Annotated in this window: 15 protein-coding genes; 13 read left to right on the forward strand and 2 right to left on the reverse strand. The window is 68.3% G+C overall.

Annotated features, from left to right (window positions below; translation table 11 throughout):
- The first annotated feature begins 38 nt into the window (after window positions 1-38).
- From B9N97_RS01275 to B9N97_RS01295, 5 genes are read left to right on the forward strand one after another with little or no spacing between them, the layout of a single operon-like run.
- On the forward strand, window positions 39-953 hold the full coding sequence (locus B9N97_RS01275) for a branched-chain amino acid ABC transporter permease (protein WP_085082531.1): 915 nt from the start codon (window positions 39-41) through the stop codon (window positions 951-953).
- A complete protein-coding gene (locus B9N97_RS01280; protein ID WP_085082533.1) occupies window positions 940-1,992 on the forward strand; it encodes a branched-chain amino acid ABC transporter permease in 1,053 nt (350 codons plus the stop codon). Before B9N97_RS01275 ends, B9N97_RS01280 begins: the two co-directional genes overlap by 14 nt.
- The gene (locus B9N97_RS01285) at window positions 1,989-2,759 is read left to right on the forward strand and encodes an ABC transporter ATP-binding protein (protein ID WP_085082535.1); all 771 of its coding nucleotides are present in this window, start codon (window positions 1,989-1,991) and stop codon (window positions 2,757-2,759) included. Before B9N97_RS01280 ends, B9N97_RS01285 begins: the two co-directional genes overlap by 4 nt.
- Entirely contained in the window at window positions 2,756-3,466 is a 711-nt protein-coding gene (locus tag B9N97_RS01290) for an ABC transporter ATP-binding protein (protein ID WP_085082537.1), read from the forward strand. The genes B9N97_RS01285 and B9N97_RS01290 overlap by 4 nt, the downstream gene beginning before the upstream one ends.
- Window positions 3,467-3,518: 52 nt before the next feature.
- Window positions 3,519-4,010 carry an L-2-amino-thiazoline-4-carboxylic acid hydrolase gene (locus tag B9N97_RS01295; RefSeq protein ID WP_085082539.1) on the forward strand — a complete coding sequence of 164 codons (492 nt, stop codon included), beginning with the start codon at window positions 3,519-3,521 and terminating at the stop codon, window positions 4,008-4,010.
- A 33-nt stretch (window positions 4,011-4,043) separates the two neighbouring features.
- Here B9N97_RS01295 and B9N97_RS01300 read toward each other — a convergent pair whose 3' ends face one another.
- Entirely contained in the window at window positions 4,044-4,832 is a 789-nt protein-coding gene (locus B9N97_RS01300; RefSeq protein ID WP_085082541.1) for an IclR family transcriptional regulator, read from the reverse strand.
- Between the two features lie 143 nt (window positions 4,833-4,975).
- Here B9N97_RS01300 and B9N97_RS01305 point away from each other — a divergent pair, with 143 nt between their 5' ends.
- The 8 genes from B9N97_RS01305 to B9N97_RS01340 all read left to right on the forward strand — a co-directional run bounded on the left by B9N97_RS01305 (window position 4,976) and on the right by B9N97_RS01340 (window position 13,808).
- A complete protein-coding gene (locus B9N97_RS01305; RefSeq protein ID WP_085082543.1) occupies window positions 4,976-6,550 on the forward strand; it encodes an ABC transporter substrate-binding protein in 1,575 nt (524 codons plus the stop codon).
- 200 nt (window positions 6,551-6,750) lie between these two features.
- Window positions 6,751-7,692 (forward strand): ABC transporter permease, encoded by a 942-nt coding sequence (locus B9N97_RS01310; protein ID WP_085082545.1) that lies wholly within the window; start codon window positions 6,751-6,753, stop codon window positions 7,690-7,692.
- Window positions 7,693-7,706: 14 nt separating this feature from the next.
- Entirely contained in the window at window positions 7,707-8,615 is a 909-nt protein-coding gene (locus tag B9N97_RS01315) for an ABC transporter permease (RefSeq protein ID WP_143266308.1), read from the forward strand.
- Between the two features lies 1 nt (window position 8,616).
- Window positions 8,617-10,221: an N-acyl-D-amino-acid deacylase family protein gene (locus tag B9N97_RS01320; RefSeq protein ID WP_085082547.1), complete on the forward strand. Its 1,605-nt coding sequence runs from the start codon at window positions 8,617-8,619 to the stop codon at window positions 10,219-10,221.
- A 39-nt stretch (window positions 10,222-10,260) separates the two neighbouring features.
- Window positions 10,261-10,644 (forward strand): RidA family protein, encoded by a 384-nt coding sequence (locus tag B9N97_RS01325; protein ID WP_085082549.1) that lies wholly within the window; start codon window positions 10,261-10,263, stop codon window positions 10,642-10,644.
- 80 nt (window positions 10,645-10,724) lie between these two features.
- Entirely contained in the window at window positions 10,725-11,783 is a 1,059-nt protein-coding gene (locus tag B9N97_RS01330) for an alanine racemase (protein WP_085082551.1), read from the forward strand.
- Window positions 11,784-11,805: 22 nt separating this feature from the next.
- Window positions 11,806-12,810 (forward strand): ABC transporter ATP-binding protein, encoded by a 1,005-nt coding sequence (locus tag B9N97_RS01335; RefSeq protein WP_085082553.1) that lies wholly within the window; start codon window positions 11,806-11,808, stop codon window positions 12,808-12,810.
- The gene (locus tag B9N97_RS01340; RefSeq protein WP_085082555.1) at window positions 12,807-13,808 is read left to right on the forward strand and encodes an ABC transporter ATP-binding protein; all 1,002 of its coding nucleotides are present in this window, start codon (window positions 12,807-12,809) and stop codon (window positions 13,806-13,808) included. The genes B9N97_RS01335 and B9N97_RS01340 overlap by 4 nt, the downstream gene beginning before the upstream one ends.
- A gap of 16 nt (window positions 13,809-13,824) precedes the next feature.
- On the opposite strand, the gene B9N97_RS01345 is transcribed toward B9N97_RS01340, so the two are convergent.
- Complete coding sequence (locus B9N97_RS01345) at window positions 13,825-15,117, reverse strand: CaiB/BaiF CoA transferase family protein (RefSeq protein ID WP_085082557.1); 1,293 nt, start codon at window positions 15,115-15,117, stop codon at window positions 13,825-13,827.
- Window positions 15,118-15,345: the final 228 nt, after the last annotated feature.

The following is a 15,345-nucleotide window of genomic DNA, read 5'->3' on the forward strand; positions in this document are numbered from 1 at the left end:
GCCCCGATCTCCGCCCATTCCCCAGCGACAGAGCCCGCATGTTCGATCCCTATTATCTCCAGCAGCTCGCCATCGGCCTGTCGCTGGGCATGACCTATGCGCTGATGGCGATCGGCTTCACGCTGATCTTCGGCGTGCTGAACGTCGTCAACTTCGCCCATGGCGAGATCTACACGCTGGGCGCCTTCGCCGGCCTCGTGCTGATCTCCGCCACCGCGCCGCCCATCGTGGCGGTGATCCTGGGCGCGCTGGCGATCGGGGCGCTGGCCGGCTTCTCGCTGGAGCGGCTGGCCTTCAAGCCGTTCCGCCGCTTCACCGACGAGGCGTCGCTGAAGTCGCGGGCGATGCGGGAATCGACGCTGCTCTCCTCGCTGGCGGTGTCCATCGTGGTGCGCGAGGCGCTGGAGATCGTCTTCGGATCGCAGATGCGCTCTATCCCCTTCGAGTATCTGATCAACACGCCGGTGCGGGTCGGCCCGGTGATCCTGGTGACCGGCGACTTCATCATCTTCGGCGTCGCAGCCGCCATGCTGATCGGCCTGCAGTATCTGCTGACGCGCACCCGCGTCGGGCTGGCGATCCGCGCGGTGTCCAACAACCCGCTGGGCGCTAAATATGTGGGCATCGACACCGACCGCACCATCATCACCACCTTCGTCGTCGGGTCGATGATGGGGGCGGCGGCCGGCATCCTGATGGGGCTCTATTACGGCGCGGTCTTCCCCGCCATGGGCTTCACCCCCGGCATCAAGGCCTTCGTCGCCATGGTGATGGGCGGCCTGTCCTCCATCCCCGGCGCGGTGATCTGCGCGCTGATCCTCGGCATTTCGGAAAGCATGGCGACGACCTTCGTCTCGTCGGGCTGGTCAGACATGGTCGCCTACGGCTTCCTGATCCTGACCCTGATCTTCTTCCCCAACGGCTTGTTCGGAGCGCGCCGTGAACGCGTTTGAGACTGTCGCGCCCGCCGGTCACGCCGGTCGCCGCCGGGGCTGGCTGGTTCCTGCGCTGATCCTGCTGCTGGTCTTCGCGGCACTGCCCGCCCTGCTGGCCGGCTTCGACCGCGGCTATTTCTACCAGATCGCCAATCTGGCGCTGATCTTCGTCCTGCTGTCGGCCTCCATGCATCTGGTGACGGGGGTGGCCGGCCTGCTGCATCTGGGACATGCCGCCTTCTACGGCGTCGGCGCCTACACGGCGGCGCTGCTGACCTCCAAGCTGGGGCTGGGCTTCACCGTCACGCTGCCGCTGTCCGGTCTGGTGGCGGCGCTGGTCGCCTTCCTGGTGGCGCTGCCGACCATGCGACTGGTCAGCATCTATTTCGCCGTGGCGACGCTGGCCATCGGGCAGATGCTGTATCTGGTCATGCTGAACTGGGTGGATTTCACCAAAGGTCCCAACGGCATCATCGTCACCAGAGGCTTCGAACTGTTCGGGTTCAGCCTGTCCGGCCGCATCGCCACCTACTACACGGTGGCGGCGGTGGTGACGCTGTCGGTCGTCGCGATCAGCCGGCTCAGCCATTCCTATTACGGCAATGCGCTGCGCTCGATCCGCGAGGATGACCAGTGCGCCGACGCCATGGGCGTGCGCACCGTGCGGTTGAAGATGGAGGCCTTCACCCTGTCGGCCTTCTTCGCCGGGGTGGCGGGCAGCCTGTGGGCGCACATGACCGGCTACATCTCGCCGGGCGACTTCAAATTCTCGGAATCGATCCTGATCCTGGCGATGGTGGTGGTCGGCGGCCTCGGCAGCCTGCCGGGGGCGATCATCGGCGCGCTGCTGCTGATCCTGCTGCCGGAGGGCCTGCGCGGTCTTGGCGATTTCCGCAACATCATGGTCGGGCTCGTGATGTTCCTCTCCATCCTGCTGCTGCCGAAGGGGTTGCTGGGCGAGGTGTCCGCCCTGCGGCTGGTGCGCCGGCAGCTGGGTGCGGCGTGGCGCCACACCGGCGACGGTGAACGGAAGGGCGAAGGAATCGGCTGGCGATGACCCATCTTCTTGAAATCCGCAACGTCAGCCGCCGTTTCGGCGGCGTGCAGGCGGTCGGCAACGTGACCGCCCATGTCGACGAGGGCGAACTGGTCGGCCTGATCGGACCGAACGGCGCCGGCAAGACCACGCTGTTCAACCTGATTTCCGGCTTCACCCCGCTGTCCGGCGGGACCGTCGCCTTCGCCGGCAGGACCATCAGCGGCCTGAAGCCCAATCAGGTGGCGCGGCTCGGCATCAGCCGCACCTTTCAGAACCTGCGCGTCTTCCCCAACATGTCGGTCTTCGACAACGTGTCGGTCGGCGCGGTCGGCACGCTGCCGCAGGGGGCGTTCGGCGCCCTGTTCGGCCCCTTGTCCAGGGGCGGCAGAGCCCACTCCGACGAGATCAGCCGCCGCACCTGGGAGGCGCTGGAGGCGGTCGGCCTGACCCATGTCGCGGCGGAACTGGCGGCCAACCTGCCCTACGGCCAGCGCAAATATCTGGAGATCGCCCGCGCGCTCGCCATGCGGCCGCGCTTCCTGATCCTGGACGAGCCGGCTGCCGGGCTGAACGACACCGAGACGCGCGATCTGGCCGCCTTCATCAAGCGGCTGCACGGGCAGGGCCTGACGGTCATGCTGGTCGAACACGACATGGCGCTGGTGATGGGCATCTGCCAGCGCATCCTGGTGCTGGCCTCCGGCCGCAAGATCGCCGACGGCCCGCCCGACACGATCCGCAACGACGCGGCCGTCCTCGAAGCCTATCTTGGGGTGGATGAATGACCGCGCCGCTGCTCTCCATCACCGACCTGCATGTCGCCATGGGGCCGCAGGAGATCCTGCACGGCGTCCGTCTGGACGTGGCCCAGGGCGCCATCGTCGCCGTGCTCGGCTCCAACGGCGTCGGCAAGACCACGCTGATGCGCACCGTCTCCGGCATCTACCGCGCAAAGCAGGGGACCATCACCTTCCGCGGCCAGCCGATCGCCAACATGCCGGCCCATCGCATCGTCCAGCTTGGCCTGTCCCAGGCGCCGGAAGGGCGGCAGATCTTCTCCAACATGAATGTCCGCGAGAATCTGGTGCTCGGCGGCGGCGAGGTCGGGCTGGGCGAGCTGGACCGCGTGCTGGCGATGTTCCCGATCCTGAGCGAGCGCCTGCGCCAGAATGCCGGTTCGCTGTCCGGCGGCGAACAGCAGATGCTGTGCATCGCCCGCGCCCTGATGCGCAAGCCGACACTGCTTCTGCTCGACGAGCCGTCGCTGGGGCTGGCGCCGAAGATCGTCGCGCAGATCTTCGACCTGATCGTCCGCATCCGGGCGGAGGGGGTGTCGATCCTGCTGGTCGAACAGAACGCCCGCGCCGCCCTGCGCATCGCCGACCACGCAGCGGTGCTGGAGGATGGCCGCATCGTGCTGGCCGGTCCGGCCGCCCAACTGCGCGACGATCCGCGCATCGCCGAGGCCTATCTCGGCGGCCACACGCATTGAAGGCCCGCCTTTGAAGCTCATTGTGACGCCACCTGACGGAAGGAAGCCTGCCATGACCCAAAGCAATGGGACCCAAACCATGGGCATCCTGGAACGCCGCCGCATCGAGGCGGAAATCCTGAAGCCGGTCTATGAGGAGATGGTCGCCCGGCTGGGCGAGGCCACGGCACAGGAGATCCTGGGCGCCGCGATCACCAAGGCGGCCCTGGCCGCCGCCCAATCCTTCGCCGCGACCGAGCCCGAAGGCACCAGCCTGAAAAGCTTCGCCGATCTTCAGCCGCTATGGACCAAGGACGACGCCCTGCGGCTGGAGGTGAAGAGGCAGGACGAAACCCATTTCGACTACAACGTCACCCGCTGCCGCTACGCCGAGATGTACCGGGAGATGGGGCTGGGGTCGATCGGGCACCTGCTGTCCTGCAACCGGGACGCCGCCTTCTGCACCGGCTACGACCCGCGCATCACGATGGAGCGCACGCAGACTATCATGCAGGGCGCCGACCATTGCGACTTCCGCTATCGCTTCGAACCAAAGAACGAATAGGGGCGGGCGAATAGGCGCGGCCTCGGCAACGCTTCAGGGCCGCCCGGGCGACAGCCTTTCCGCGCTGGCCTTCAGCGTATCGATCATCCCCTGCTGCGCCTCCTCCGTCGTGTCGGCCGGGACAACGAAGCAGATGGTGGCGATGCAGCGGCCGGCCGCATCGCGGACCGGCGCGGCGAGGCAGGTGGTGAAGCGGTCGACCAGCGCCGTGGTGCGGACATAGCCCTGGGTGCGGGCGCGGCCGATGTCCTCCAGGAACTCGTCCTCGGCGATGCGGCGGCCGTCGGGCAGGACGAAATCCTCCGGCGGGATGAAGCGCCGGATCTCGTCGGCCGCCATGTGGTCGACCAGCAGCCGGCCGGACGCCGTCCAGGGGATCGGCACCTTGATGCCGATCTCGGAGCTGATGCGGAACATGCGCCGGCCCGGTTCATTCAGCACGACCAGATATTTGTCGCCGTCCAGCGTACAGAACTGCGCCGTCTCCCCCACCGTCTCCGCGATGTGGGCGACCTCCACCCGCGCCTTGCGGATCAGGTCGACGCTGTCGAGGTAATCGCTGCCGTAATAATGCATCGCCGGCCCGAAATAGACCGTGCCGTCGCCGTCGCGCAGTTCCAGCCAGCGCGCCTCCACCAGCGTGTTGACCAGTTCGTACATGGTGGAGCGCGGGGTGCCGGTGTCGCGCGCGATGTCGGCGATGCGCGTCGGGGCGCGCCGGCTGTGCAGATGCTCCATCAGCGCGATGACGCGGTCGATGCCGCGGGCGCGGCCCGTCGACTTCTCTTCCGCCTGCTTTTCCGCCACTCCGCCGCCCTTCATCTGATCCGCGCTCCCTGCTGTCCCACAACCGATTAGCACGCGGATTTTCGGCTTGCCAGTGGTCTTTGTCCGATATACCGTTTCCTTGTCTGGAATACAAGACCGATGTCCGATATTTCGGACAAACGGTCGGGGAGGCAGAAATGACAGGGATCACGCGACGTCTGTTCAACACCGCCCTCGGCACGACGCTGGCCGCCGGCGGGCTTTCCTCTGGAATCCTCGGAACCTGGACCACGCCGGCGCAGGCACAGCAGGGCGGCGCCTCGGTCGTCACCGTCGCCACCATCGGCGAGCCGCCGACGCTGGACCCGGTCGGCACCACGTCCGACCTCGTCAGCATCATCACCCAGCACATGTTCGAGACGCTGTTCACCTTCGACGGCGAGTGGAAGCTGGCCCCGCTGGTGGCGTCGGCCCTGCCGCAGGTGTCGGCGGACGGCAAGACCTACACCATCCCGCTGCGCGGCGGCGTCACCTTCCATGACGGCAGCACCGTCACGGCCGACGACGTGGTCGCTTCGCTGGATCACTGGACCAAGGCCTCGCCGCGCGGCAAGACCGTCGCCCCGCTGGTGGAGAGCATCGCCGCCAAGGGTGCGGACAGCATCGTCATCGCGCTGAAGGAGCCGTTCGCGCCGCTGACCGCGCTCCTGGCGATGAACAACGGTGCGGCCGCCATCGTGCCGAAATCGGTGATCGACGGGCCGGGCGCGCTGAAGTCGCTGATCGGCACCGGCCCCTACAAGCTGCTGGAGCACAAGCCCGACCAGTATATCCGGCTGGTGCGCCACGACGCCTACGCCTCGCCCGCCGGCACGCCCAGCGGCTATGCCGGCAGCCGCAAGGCCAACATCGGCGAGGTGCGCTTCGTCCCGGTGCCGAACGCCGCCACCCGCGTGTCGGGCGTTCTGGCCGGCCAGTACCAGTTCGCCGACAGCCTGCCGGCGGAAACCCTGCCGCGCATCAAGGACGCGGCCGGCGTCAAGCCGGTGATCGTCAAGCCCTTCGGCTTCCCGCTGATGATCATGAACACCAAGACCGGTGTCATGGCGAACCAGAAGCTGCGCCAGGCGGTCCTGGCGGCGCTGGAGCCGAATGACATGCTGCTGGCCGGCTTCGGCGATCCCGAATTCGTCCAGGCGGAGGGGTCGATCTACGCCCAGGGCACGCCCTATTACGATGCGGCCAGCGCCAAGCCCTACGCCGACCATGAATCCGGCAAGGCGGCGGATCTGCTGAAGGCCGCCGGCTACAAGGGCGAGCCGATCCGCATCATGACCTCGGTGCAGTACGAGTTCCTCTACAAGATGAGCATGGTGGCCCAGGCCCAGCTCGAACTCGCCGGATTCAAGGTCGACCTCCAGGTGCTGGACTGGGCGACGCTGCTGCAGCGCCGCGGCGACGAGAAGGCTTGGGACGCCTTCTTCACCTACCACACCTTCGTGCCGGAACCGTCGCTGATCACCGTGCTGAACCCCAGCTATCCCGGCTGGTGGGACAGCCCGGCCAAGCGCGAGGCGCTGGCCGCCTTCAACCGCGAGATGGACCCGGCGGCCCGCAAGGCGAAATGGGTGACCCTGCAGTCGCTGTTCTACAGCGAGGTGCCGAGCATCAAGGTCGGCGAGTTCTACAACCTCGCCGCCAGCAGCGACAAGCTGACCGGCTACACCCCGACGCCCTGGCCCTTCTTCTGGAACACCGACCTGAAGGGCTGAGGAGGTTGGATGATTCCCTCTCCCGCCCCGGGAGAGGGAAGGGGCCCATGCGCAGCATGGGAAGGGTGAGGGGTGATCCAAGGATCAAGATCCATGTTCGGATAGCCCCTCACCCTCCCCGCGCCGTCGGCGCGGGTCCCCTCCCTCTCCCGGGACGGGAGAGGGGAATTCTGTGATTCCCTCGGTCCGGGACCGCAACCATGCTCGTTTACATTGTCCGCCGGTTCGCCGGCATGATGGTCGTCATGCTGCTCGTCGCCATGGTGGTCTTCGTGATCGCCCGCGTGGTGCCGGGCGATCCCGCCGCCGTCATGCTGGGCTCCGCCGCCACGCCGGAGGACATCGCGGCGCTGCGCGGCCGGTTGGGGCTCGACGAGCCGCTGCTGACGCAGTTCCTGCTCTATCTCGGGCAGATCGTCCGCTTCGACCTGGGCGAGTCCATCTTCCTGAATCGTCCGGTGGCGCAGGCGCTGGCCGAACGGTCGGAGCTGACCGGACTGCTGACCATGATGTCGGTGGGCATCGCCATGCTGATCGGCGTGCCCATCGGCATCCTGTCAGCGGCCAAGCGCGGCGGGCTGATCGACCAGACCGCGGTTGGTCTCGCCATGCTGGCGGCCAGCGTGCCCAGTTTCTGGATCGGACTGACCCTCATCAAGTATCTGGCGGTCGACCATGCCTGGTTCCCGGTCGCCGGCTATGGTCCGCCCGAGGCCGACCTGATCGAGCGGATGCGGCATCTGGTGCTGCCGGCCATCGCCCTCGGTATTCCCAATTCGGCGCTGATCCTGCGCTTCACCCGCACCAGCATGCTGGACGTGATGAGCCATGATTACGTCCGCACCGCGCGGGCCAAGGGGTTGCCGCCGCTGGTCGTCGTGCTGAAACATGCGCTGCGCAACGCGATGATCCCGATCCTGACGGTGATCGGCCTGACCACCGCGGTGATGATCGCCGGCGCCATCGTGACGGAAACGGTGTTCGGCCTGCCCGGCGTCGGCAATCTGATCGTCTCCGCCGTTCTGCGCCGCGACTATCCGGTGATCCAGGGCGCCCTGCTGGTGGTGTCCGCCATCTATGTGCTGATCAACCTGACGGTCGACCTGCTCTATGCCGTGGTCGATCCGCGGGTCCGTTATTGAGAGGGAGGGTTTCCATGGCAAGCGTCCCCGCCGGTCACGGCAGCGTCCCCCTTCCCTCCTCCGCCCAGCCGCGCCGCAGCCGGTCGCCGGCCGCCCTGCTGATGCGCCAGCTGTTCCGCCGCCGGCTGGTGGTGCTGTCCTTCCTGATCATGGCAGCGATCCTGGCGGTGGCGCTGCTGGCACCGTGGATCACCCCCTTCAACCCGATGAAGATGGACATTCTCGGCCGGTTGAAGCCGCCGTCCGCCGCCCACTGGTTCGGCACCGACGAATATGGCCGCGACGTGCTGTCCCGCGTGATGCTGGGCGCCCGGCTGTCGCTGCTGGTCGGGCTGCTGGTCGTGGCGGTGGCGACGCTGCTCGGCACGCTGATGGGCTTGGCCGCCGGCTATATCCGGCCGCTGGACGGTCTGCTGATGCGGCTGACCGACGCGCTGATGGCCTTCCCCGACATCCTGCTCGCCATCGCCTTCATGGCGGCGCTGGGGCCGTCGCTCTACAACGTCGTGCTGGCGCTCGGCATCGTCTACACCCCGCGCGTCGCCCGCGTGGTCCGTGCCGCCTGCCTCGTGGTGCGCGAGATGCCCTTCATCGAGGCGGCGACCGCGCTGGGCGCCTCCACCCCGCGCATCGTCTTCCTGCACATCCTGCCTAACCTGATGTCGCCGATCCTGGTGCAGGCCACCTTCATCTTCGCCTATGCCATCCTGACGGAGGCAGCGCTGTCCTTCCTCGGCGTCGGCGTGCCGCCGACCACCCCGACCTGGGGCAACATGATCGCCAGCGCCCAGCAGTATTTCCAGCAGGCCGACTGGCTGATCCTGTTCCCCGGCTGCGCCATCGTCCTGACCGTGCTGTCTCTGCAGATCGTCGGCGATGGGCTGCGCGACGCGCTCGACCCCCGGCTCCAGAAGGTAAAGTGAGATGAGTGCCACCTTCCTCATCAAGGGCGCCCGCGTCATCGACGGCACCGGCGCCCCCTGGTTCCCGGCCGACGTGCTGGTGGAGCGCGGACGCATCGCCGCCGTCGGCCCGATGCTGGACGCACCAGACGCCGAACCGCTGGAGGCGCAGGGCCGCTTCCTCGCGCCCGGCTTCATCGACGCCCATTGCCACGACGATCTGATCCAACTGCGCCAGCCCGGCCGGCCGGAGAAGGTGGCGCAGGGCGTCACCACCGTGGTGGTCGGCAACTGCTCCTTCGGCCTGTACCCGCAGAGCCCGGACAGCGCCGCCCCGTTGCGCGAGCATTTCGGCAACCTGCTGGGCACGGTGGCGAGCGAAGAGACCTTCGCCGATTTCAACGGCTACCGCGCGGCGCTCGACGGGTGCGGCACCGCCATCAACCTCGTCTCGCTGGTCGGTCACGCGGCCCTGCGCCTCGCCGTCATGGGCTGGCAGAACCGCGCCGCCACGGCGGACGAGCGCGAGGCGATGGCGGCCCTGCTGGCCGAGCAGCTTCGCCAGGGCGCGCACGGCCTGTCGCTCGGCCTCGTCTATCCGCCCAGCGCCTGGGCCGACCGTGCCGAACTGGTGCGGCTGGCGGAGGTGGTGGCCGAACACGGCGCCCTGCTGACCGCCCATGTGCGTTCCTACGAAGGCGGACTGATCGCCTCGGTGGACGAGTTCCTCGACCTGCTGAAGGCCGGCGGAGCCAGCGGCCTGCTCTCCCACCTGCAAGCCGCCGGACGGCCTTATTGGGGCAGCCTGCCGCGGGCGGTGGAGCGGCTGGAGATCGCCCGCAAGGGCGGCACCGACGTCAGCTTCGACATGTACCCTTACCCGGCCGGTTCCAGCACCATCCTGCAACTGCTGCCGCCCTCGGCACTGGCCGGCGGGGTGGAGGCGCTGCTGGCGCGCATGGCCGATGCCGACGGGCTGGCGGCTCTGCGCCGCGCGGTGGAGGACGGCGAGGCGCCCGACGACGCCGGCTGGGAATCCAAGATCCGCCTGATCGGCTGGGAGAATGTCTGCATCGGCGGCGTTTCGGCGGACGATCTGCGCGAATTGGAAGGGCTGTCGCTGACCGAGATAGCCGAGGTGGCGAAGGAACAGCCCTTCGATACGCTGGTCCGCCTGATCCGCTCCGACCGCGGCCGCACCAACATCGTCATGTTCCAATTGGCCGAGGCCGATCTGGAAACCGCGCTGTCGCACCCGCTGCACATGCTGGGATCGGACGGGCTGCCGCGCGAGACCGGCAAGCCGCATCCCCGCGCCTTCGGCAGCTTCCCCCGCTATCTCGCCCGGGCCATCACCGGCGAAGGCAAGCTGGGGCTGGAGGACGCCGTCCGCCACATGACCGCCGTCCCGGCCCAGCGCTTCGGCCTGTCCGACCGCGGCCTGATCCGACCGGGCATGGTGGCCGACCTGACCCTGTTCACCGCCGACGTGGCGGACCGCGCGACCTTCCAGGACCCGACGCGCCCGCCCCACGGCATCACCGACGTGCTCGTCGCCGGACAGTTCGTCCTGCGCGACGGCGGGCACACCGGCGCGCGTCCGGGCAAGGCCCTGACCCGCGCCTGACCTTTCAAGATACCGAGTTTCAAAACCAGTGAGGACCCGATGACCAACCGCAAGCCGATCTTCGCCGAAAAGGGGGCGAAGCCCGCCGGCCAGTACAGCCACGCGATCGTCGCGAACGGATTCGTCTATGTGTCGGGCCAGGGGCCGCACCATCCGGAGACCGGCGCGCTGCCCGAGGATTTCGCCGGCGAGGTGCGCCAGACCCTGCGCAACCTGGAGATCATCCTGAAGGCCGCCGGCACCGACCTCGCCCATGTGGTGAAGGTCAACAGCTACCTCAGCGACCTCGGCCGCTTCCAGGAATACAATGCGCTCTATTCGGAGTTCTTCCCCTCCGAGCCGCCGGCCCGCACCACCATCGGCTGCCAGCTGAACAACATCCAGGTCGAAATCGACTGCATCGCCGTCCTGCCGACGGCGTAACATCCTTTGCCTACGGCCGATCCCATGGCTCTACCGCCGGGATCGGCCCCTTTCCCAAATCTGCGTTCCGGAGCGGTCCCATGCGCGTCGACGATCTCGACACCCCCGTCCCCGTCATTGACCTCGACAGGGTCGAGCATAACCTGACCAAGATGCAGGCATACTGCGACCGGCACGGGTTGGCGCTGCGCCCGCATATCAAGACCCACAAACTTCCCCAATTCGCGCTCCGCCAGATCGAACTGGGCGCCGTCGGCATCACCTGCCAGAAGATCAGCGAGGCGATGGTGATGGCCGAGGCCGGCTGCGCCGACATCCTGCTGACCTACCCCATCGTCGGCGCCGCCAAGGTGAAGCCGCTGGCGGACCTCGCCGGCAAGACCAAGCTGACCGTGGCGCTCGACAACGCCGTCGCTCTCGACACGGTGGCCGCCGCCGCGGCCGAGGCCGGCGTCGAGATCGGCATCCTGGTGGAGTTCGACAGCGGCGACGGCCGTTGCGGCGTGCAGACCCCGGACGAGGTGCTGACGCTGGCCCGCCGTGCCGCCGGCAATGGGCTGACCCGCTTCCGTGGCCTGATGACCTACCCGCGCGGCCCCCGCACCTTGCCCTTCGTCGCCGAAACCCGCGCCCTGCTCGATGGCGCCGGCATCGCGGTGGAAACGGTGTCGGTCGGCGGCACCCCCGGCTGCTGGGACACCCACGAGCTTCCCGGCGTGACCGAACTGCGCGTCGGCACCTACATCTACCACGACCGCGCCACCGTCGGCGCCGGGGTGGCAACGCTGGACGAGTGCGCCGTGCATGTTCATGCCACCGTGGTCAGCCGCCCCACCGCCGACCGCGCCGTCCTGGATTGCGGCAGCAAGACGCTGTCGAGCGACCGCGTCGCCCCGTCGGTCGGCGAAGGCTATGGCCTGATCCTCGATTACCCCGACGCGGTGATCGTCCGCGTGAACGAGGAGCATGCGGTGGTCGACCTCAGCAAGAGCGAGGCGAAGCCGGAAATCGGCGACCGCGTGATGATCCTGCCCAACCATGTCTGCGTGGTGACCAACCTGCACGACCGCATGGCGATCACCCGCAACGGCGAGGTCGTCGGCGACTGGCCGGTGCCGGCGCGCGGCTGCACCCGCTGACCTCCAGTTCCGGGATCCCGTCATGGACGCTGACATCACGCTCGACATCCGCAACCTGCAGACCCACTTCACCGCCGATCCCGGCGTGTCGAAGGCGGTGGACGGCGTGTCCTTCGCCGTGCGCCGCAACGAGACGCTGGCCGTCGTCGGCGAATCCGGCAGCGGCAAGTCGGTGACCAGCCTGTCGGCGATGCGGCTGATCCCGTCGCCGCCCGGCATCATCGCCGGCGGCGAGATCCTGTTCCGCGGCCGCGACGGTCAGGTGCGCGACCTCGCCCGCCTCAGCGAGCGCGCCATGCGCAGCGTCCGCGGCAATGAGATCGGCATGATCTTTCAAGAGCCGATGACCTCGCTGAACCCGGTCTACACCGTCGGCGACCAGATCGGCGAGGCGTTGCGCTACCACCAGGGCCTCGACCGCCGGGCTGCACGGGCGGAGGCGCTGGCCATGCTGAAGAAGGTCGGAATCCCGGCGGCGGAGCGGCGGCTGGACGAGTATCCGCACCAGATGTCGGGCGGCATGCGCCAGCGCGTGATGATCGCGATGGCGCTGGCCTGCCGTCCCACCCTGCTGATCGCCGACGAGCCGACCACCGCGCTGGACGTGACCATCCAGGCGCAGATCCTCGACCTGATGCGTCGGCTTCAGGAGGAGACCGGCACCTCCATTCTGTTCATCACCCACAATCTGGGCGTGGTGGCGGAGGTTGCGCACCGGGTGGTGGTGATGTATGCCGGCCGCATCGTCGAGGAAGGCGATGTCCGCTCCCTGCTGAAATCGCCGAAACACCCCTACACCCGCGGGCTTCTGGCCTGCATGCCGCATCTGGGCCAGCGCCGCGGTGACGGCGGCCGGCTGCATGCCATCCCCGGCAGCGTCCCGAGCCCGGTGAACCGCCCGTTGGGGTGCACCTTCGCCCCGCGCTGTCCGCTGGCCGAGCCGGCCTGCACCGCCGCCGAACCCGTGCTGGAGCCGGTCGGCCCCGACCATTCCGCCCGCTGCCGCCGCTGGAGAGACGTGCAATGAGCGCCGTTACCGTGTCCGAAGAGCCCCTGCTGAGCGTCCGCAATCTGGAAAAGCGCTTTCCGGTGCGCGGCGGGCTGCTGCAGCGGCCGGTCGGCTGGGTCAAGGCAGTCGACGACCTGTCCTTCGACCTGAACCGGGGCGAAGTGCTGGGGCTGGTCGGCGAATCCGGGTCGGGCAAGACCACGGCCGGCCGCAGCATCCTACGGCTGATCGAGCCGACCGGCGGCTCCATCCGCTTCGACGGTCAGGAGATCACCGGTCTGCCGACGGCCGAGATGCGGGCGCAGCGCCGCCGCATGCAGATCGTCTTCCAGGACCCCTATGCCAGCCTCGATCCGCGCCAGCGTGTGCGCGACGTCATCGGTGAGGCGCTGGTGATCCATGGCATCGGCACCCGCGCCGACCGCCGCGACCGCGTGGCCGCGCTCTTGGAAAAGGTCGGCCTGACCGCCGACGCCATGGACCGCTTCCCGCACGAGTTCTCCGGCGGCCAGCGCCAGCGCATCGGCATCGCCCGCGCGCTGGCGGTCGAGCCCGACTTCATCGTCGCGGACGAGCCGGTGTCGGCGCTCGACGTCTCGGTGCAGGCGCAGGTGGTCAATCTGCTGGGCGACCTGCAACGGGAATTGGGGCTGGCGGTGCTGTTCATCGCCCATGATCTGGCGGTGGTGCGCTACATCAGCGACCGGGTTGCGGTGATGTATCTCGGCCGCCTGATGGAGATCGCGCCGAGCGACGGGCTCTACGAGCGGCCGCGCCACCCCTACACCATGGCCCTGCTGTCGGCAGCCCCCGACCCGGACCCCGACGCGCCGAAATCGCGCATGCTGCTGGATGGCGACGTGCCGAGCCCGATGAACCCGCCGTCCGGCTGCGTCTTCCGCACCCGCTGCCCCTTCGCCCTGCCCGCCTGCGCGGAGCCGGAGGCGCGGGCGTTGCGCGAGGTGGCGCCGGGGCATTCGGTGTCGTGCATCCGGGATGACGTGGCGGCGGGGTGATCGGGGCGCTCCAGCCTTATCCGCCCAGCACGCCGGACGACCTCAGCTGCTCGACCCGGTCGGGGCCGTAGCCCAGAATCTCCTCCAATACCTCCGCGGTCTGCTGTCCCAGCCGGGGCGGCGGTCGGCGGTAGGTCGCGGGGGAGTTCGACAGCCGGGCCGGGTAACCAACCACCGGCACCTTGCGCCCGTCCTCCAGCGTCATCTCCCGCACCAGCCCGCGTTCGGCCAGATGGGGTTCGGCGAAGACCTGATCGATCCGGTTGATCGGCCCGCCGGGCACGCCGGCCGCCGCCATGGCGGCAATCAGCGCCGCCTGATCCCAGCCTGCGATGGCGTCGGCCAGCAGCCCTTCCAGTTCGTCGCGCCGGGCGAGCCGGCTGCCATTGTCGGCGAAGCGCGGGCTGGCCGCCACCTCCTCCAAACCCAGCAGTCGGCACAGGGCCCGGAACTGGCCGTCATTGCCGGTGGCGACGATCACGTGTCCGTCACGGGCCTTGAAGGTGCGGTATGGCACGACGTTCGGGTGCTTGTTGCCCATCGGTCCGGGGACCATCCCGCCGACCAGCCAGTTCATCGCCTGATTGGCGAGGACCGACACCTGGGTATCCAGAAGCGCGCAGTCGATATGCTGACCCTGCCCGGTTCGGTCGCGATGGCGCAGCGCGGCCAGGATCGAGATCGTGGCGTAGAGCCCGGTGAAGACGTCCGACACAGCGACCCCGACCTTCAGCGGCTCGCTGCCCGGCTCGCCTTCGGGCTGGCCGGTGATGCTCATCAAGCCGCTCATTCCCTGGATCAGGAAATCATAGCCGGGGCGCGGAGCCAATGGGCCGGTCTGGCCGAAGCCGGTAATCGAACAATAGACCAGACGCGGGTTGACGCGTGACAGGGCGGCATAATCCAGCCCATAGCGGGCAAGGCCGCCGACCTTGAAATTCTCGATCACCACATCGCAGTCCGCAGCGAGCCGGCAGACGATGTCGGCCCCGTCGGGCTTGGCGATGTCGATGGCGATCGACCGCTTGTTGCGGTTGCAGGACAGGTAATAGGCGCTCAGCCGCTCCGCATCGCCGTCCGCCGCACCTTCCGCCGACAGGAACGGCGGCCCCCAGGCGCGGGTGTCGTCGCCATGTCCGGGATGCTCCACCTTGATGACGTCGGCGCCGAGGTCGCCCAGCGCCTGAGACGCCCAGGGACCCGCCAGCACCCGGCTGAGGTCGAGGACGCGGATGCCGGCCAGCGCACCGCCGCCTTCAATTCCTGCGGCGGCGCCACCCTGCGAATCCCCGTGCTTTTCTGTGCTCATGATCGTCCCGGCTTGAATGCTGTCCGATGGGCGCCTTGCGGTCGGGCAAGCGCCGATCCCGCGCCCGTCATTTCACTGTGTGAAATGGCTTTTCATATCGATGGTAGCGTGCCGCGTGCCGGGTTACAATGCTCAACGGAATGGCAATCGGCCGCCTGTACAATCCCACGCGGTCCGGCTAACGTCCCCGGCCCCCGCCGGGCCGCACAGATGGCCATGATTCGTCAT

Source organism: Azospirillum oryzae, from assembly GCF_900177515.1.
GTDB lineage: Bacteria > Pseudomonadota > Alphaproteobacteria > Azospirillales > Azospirillaceae > Azospirillum > Azospirillum oryzae_A.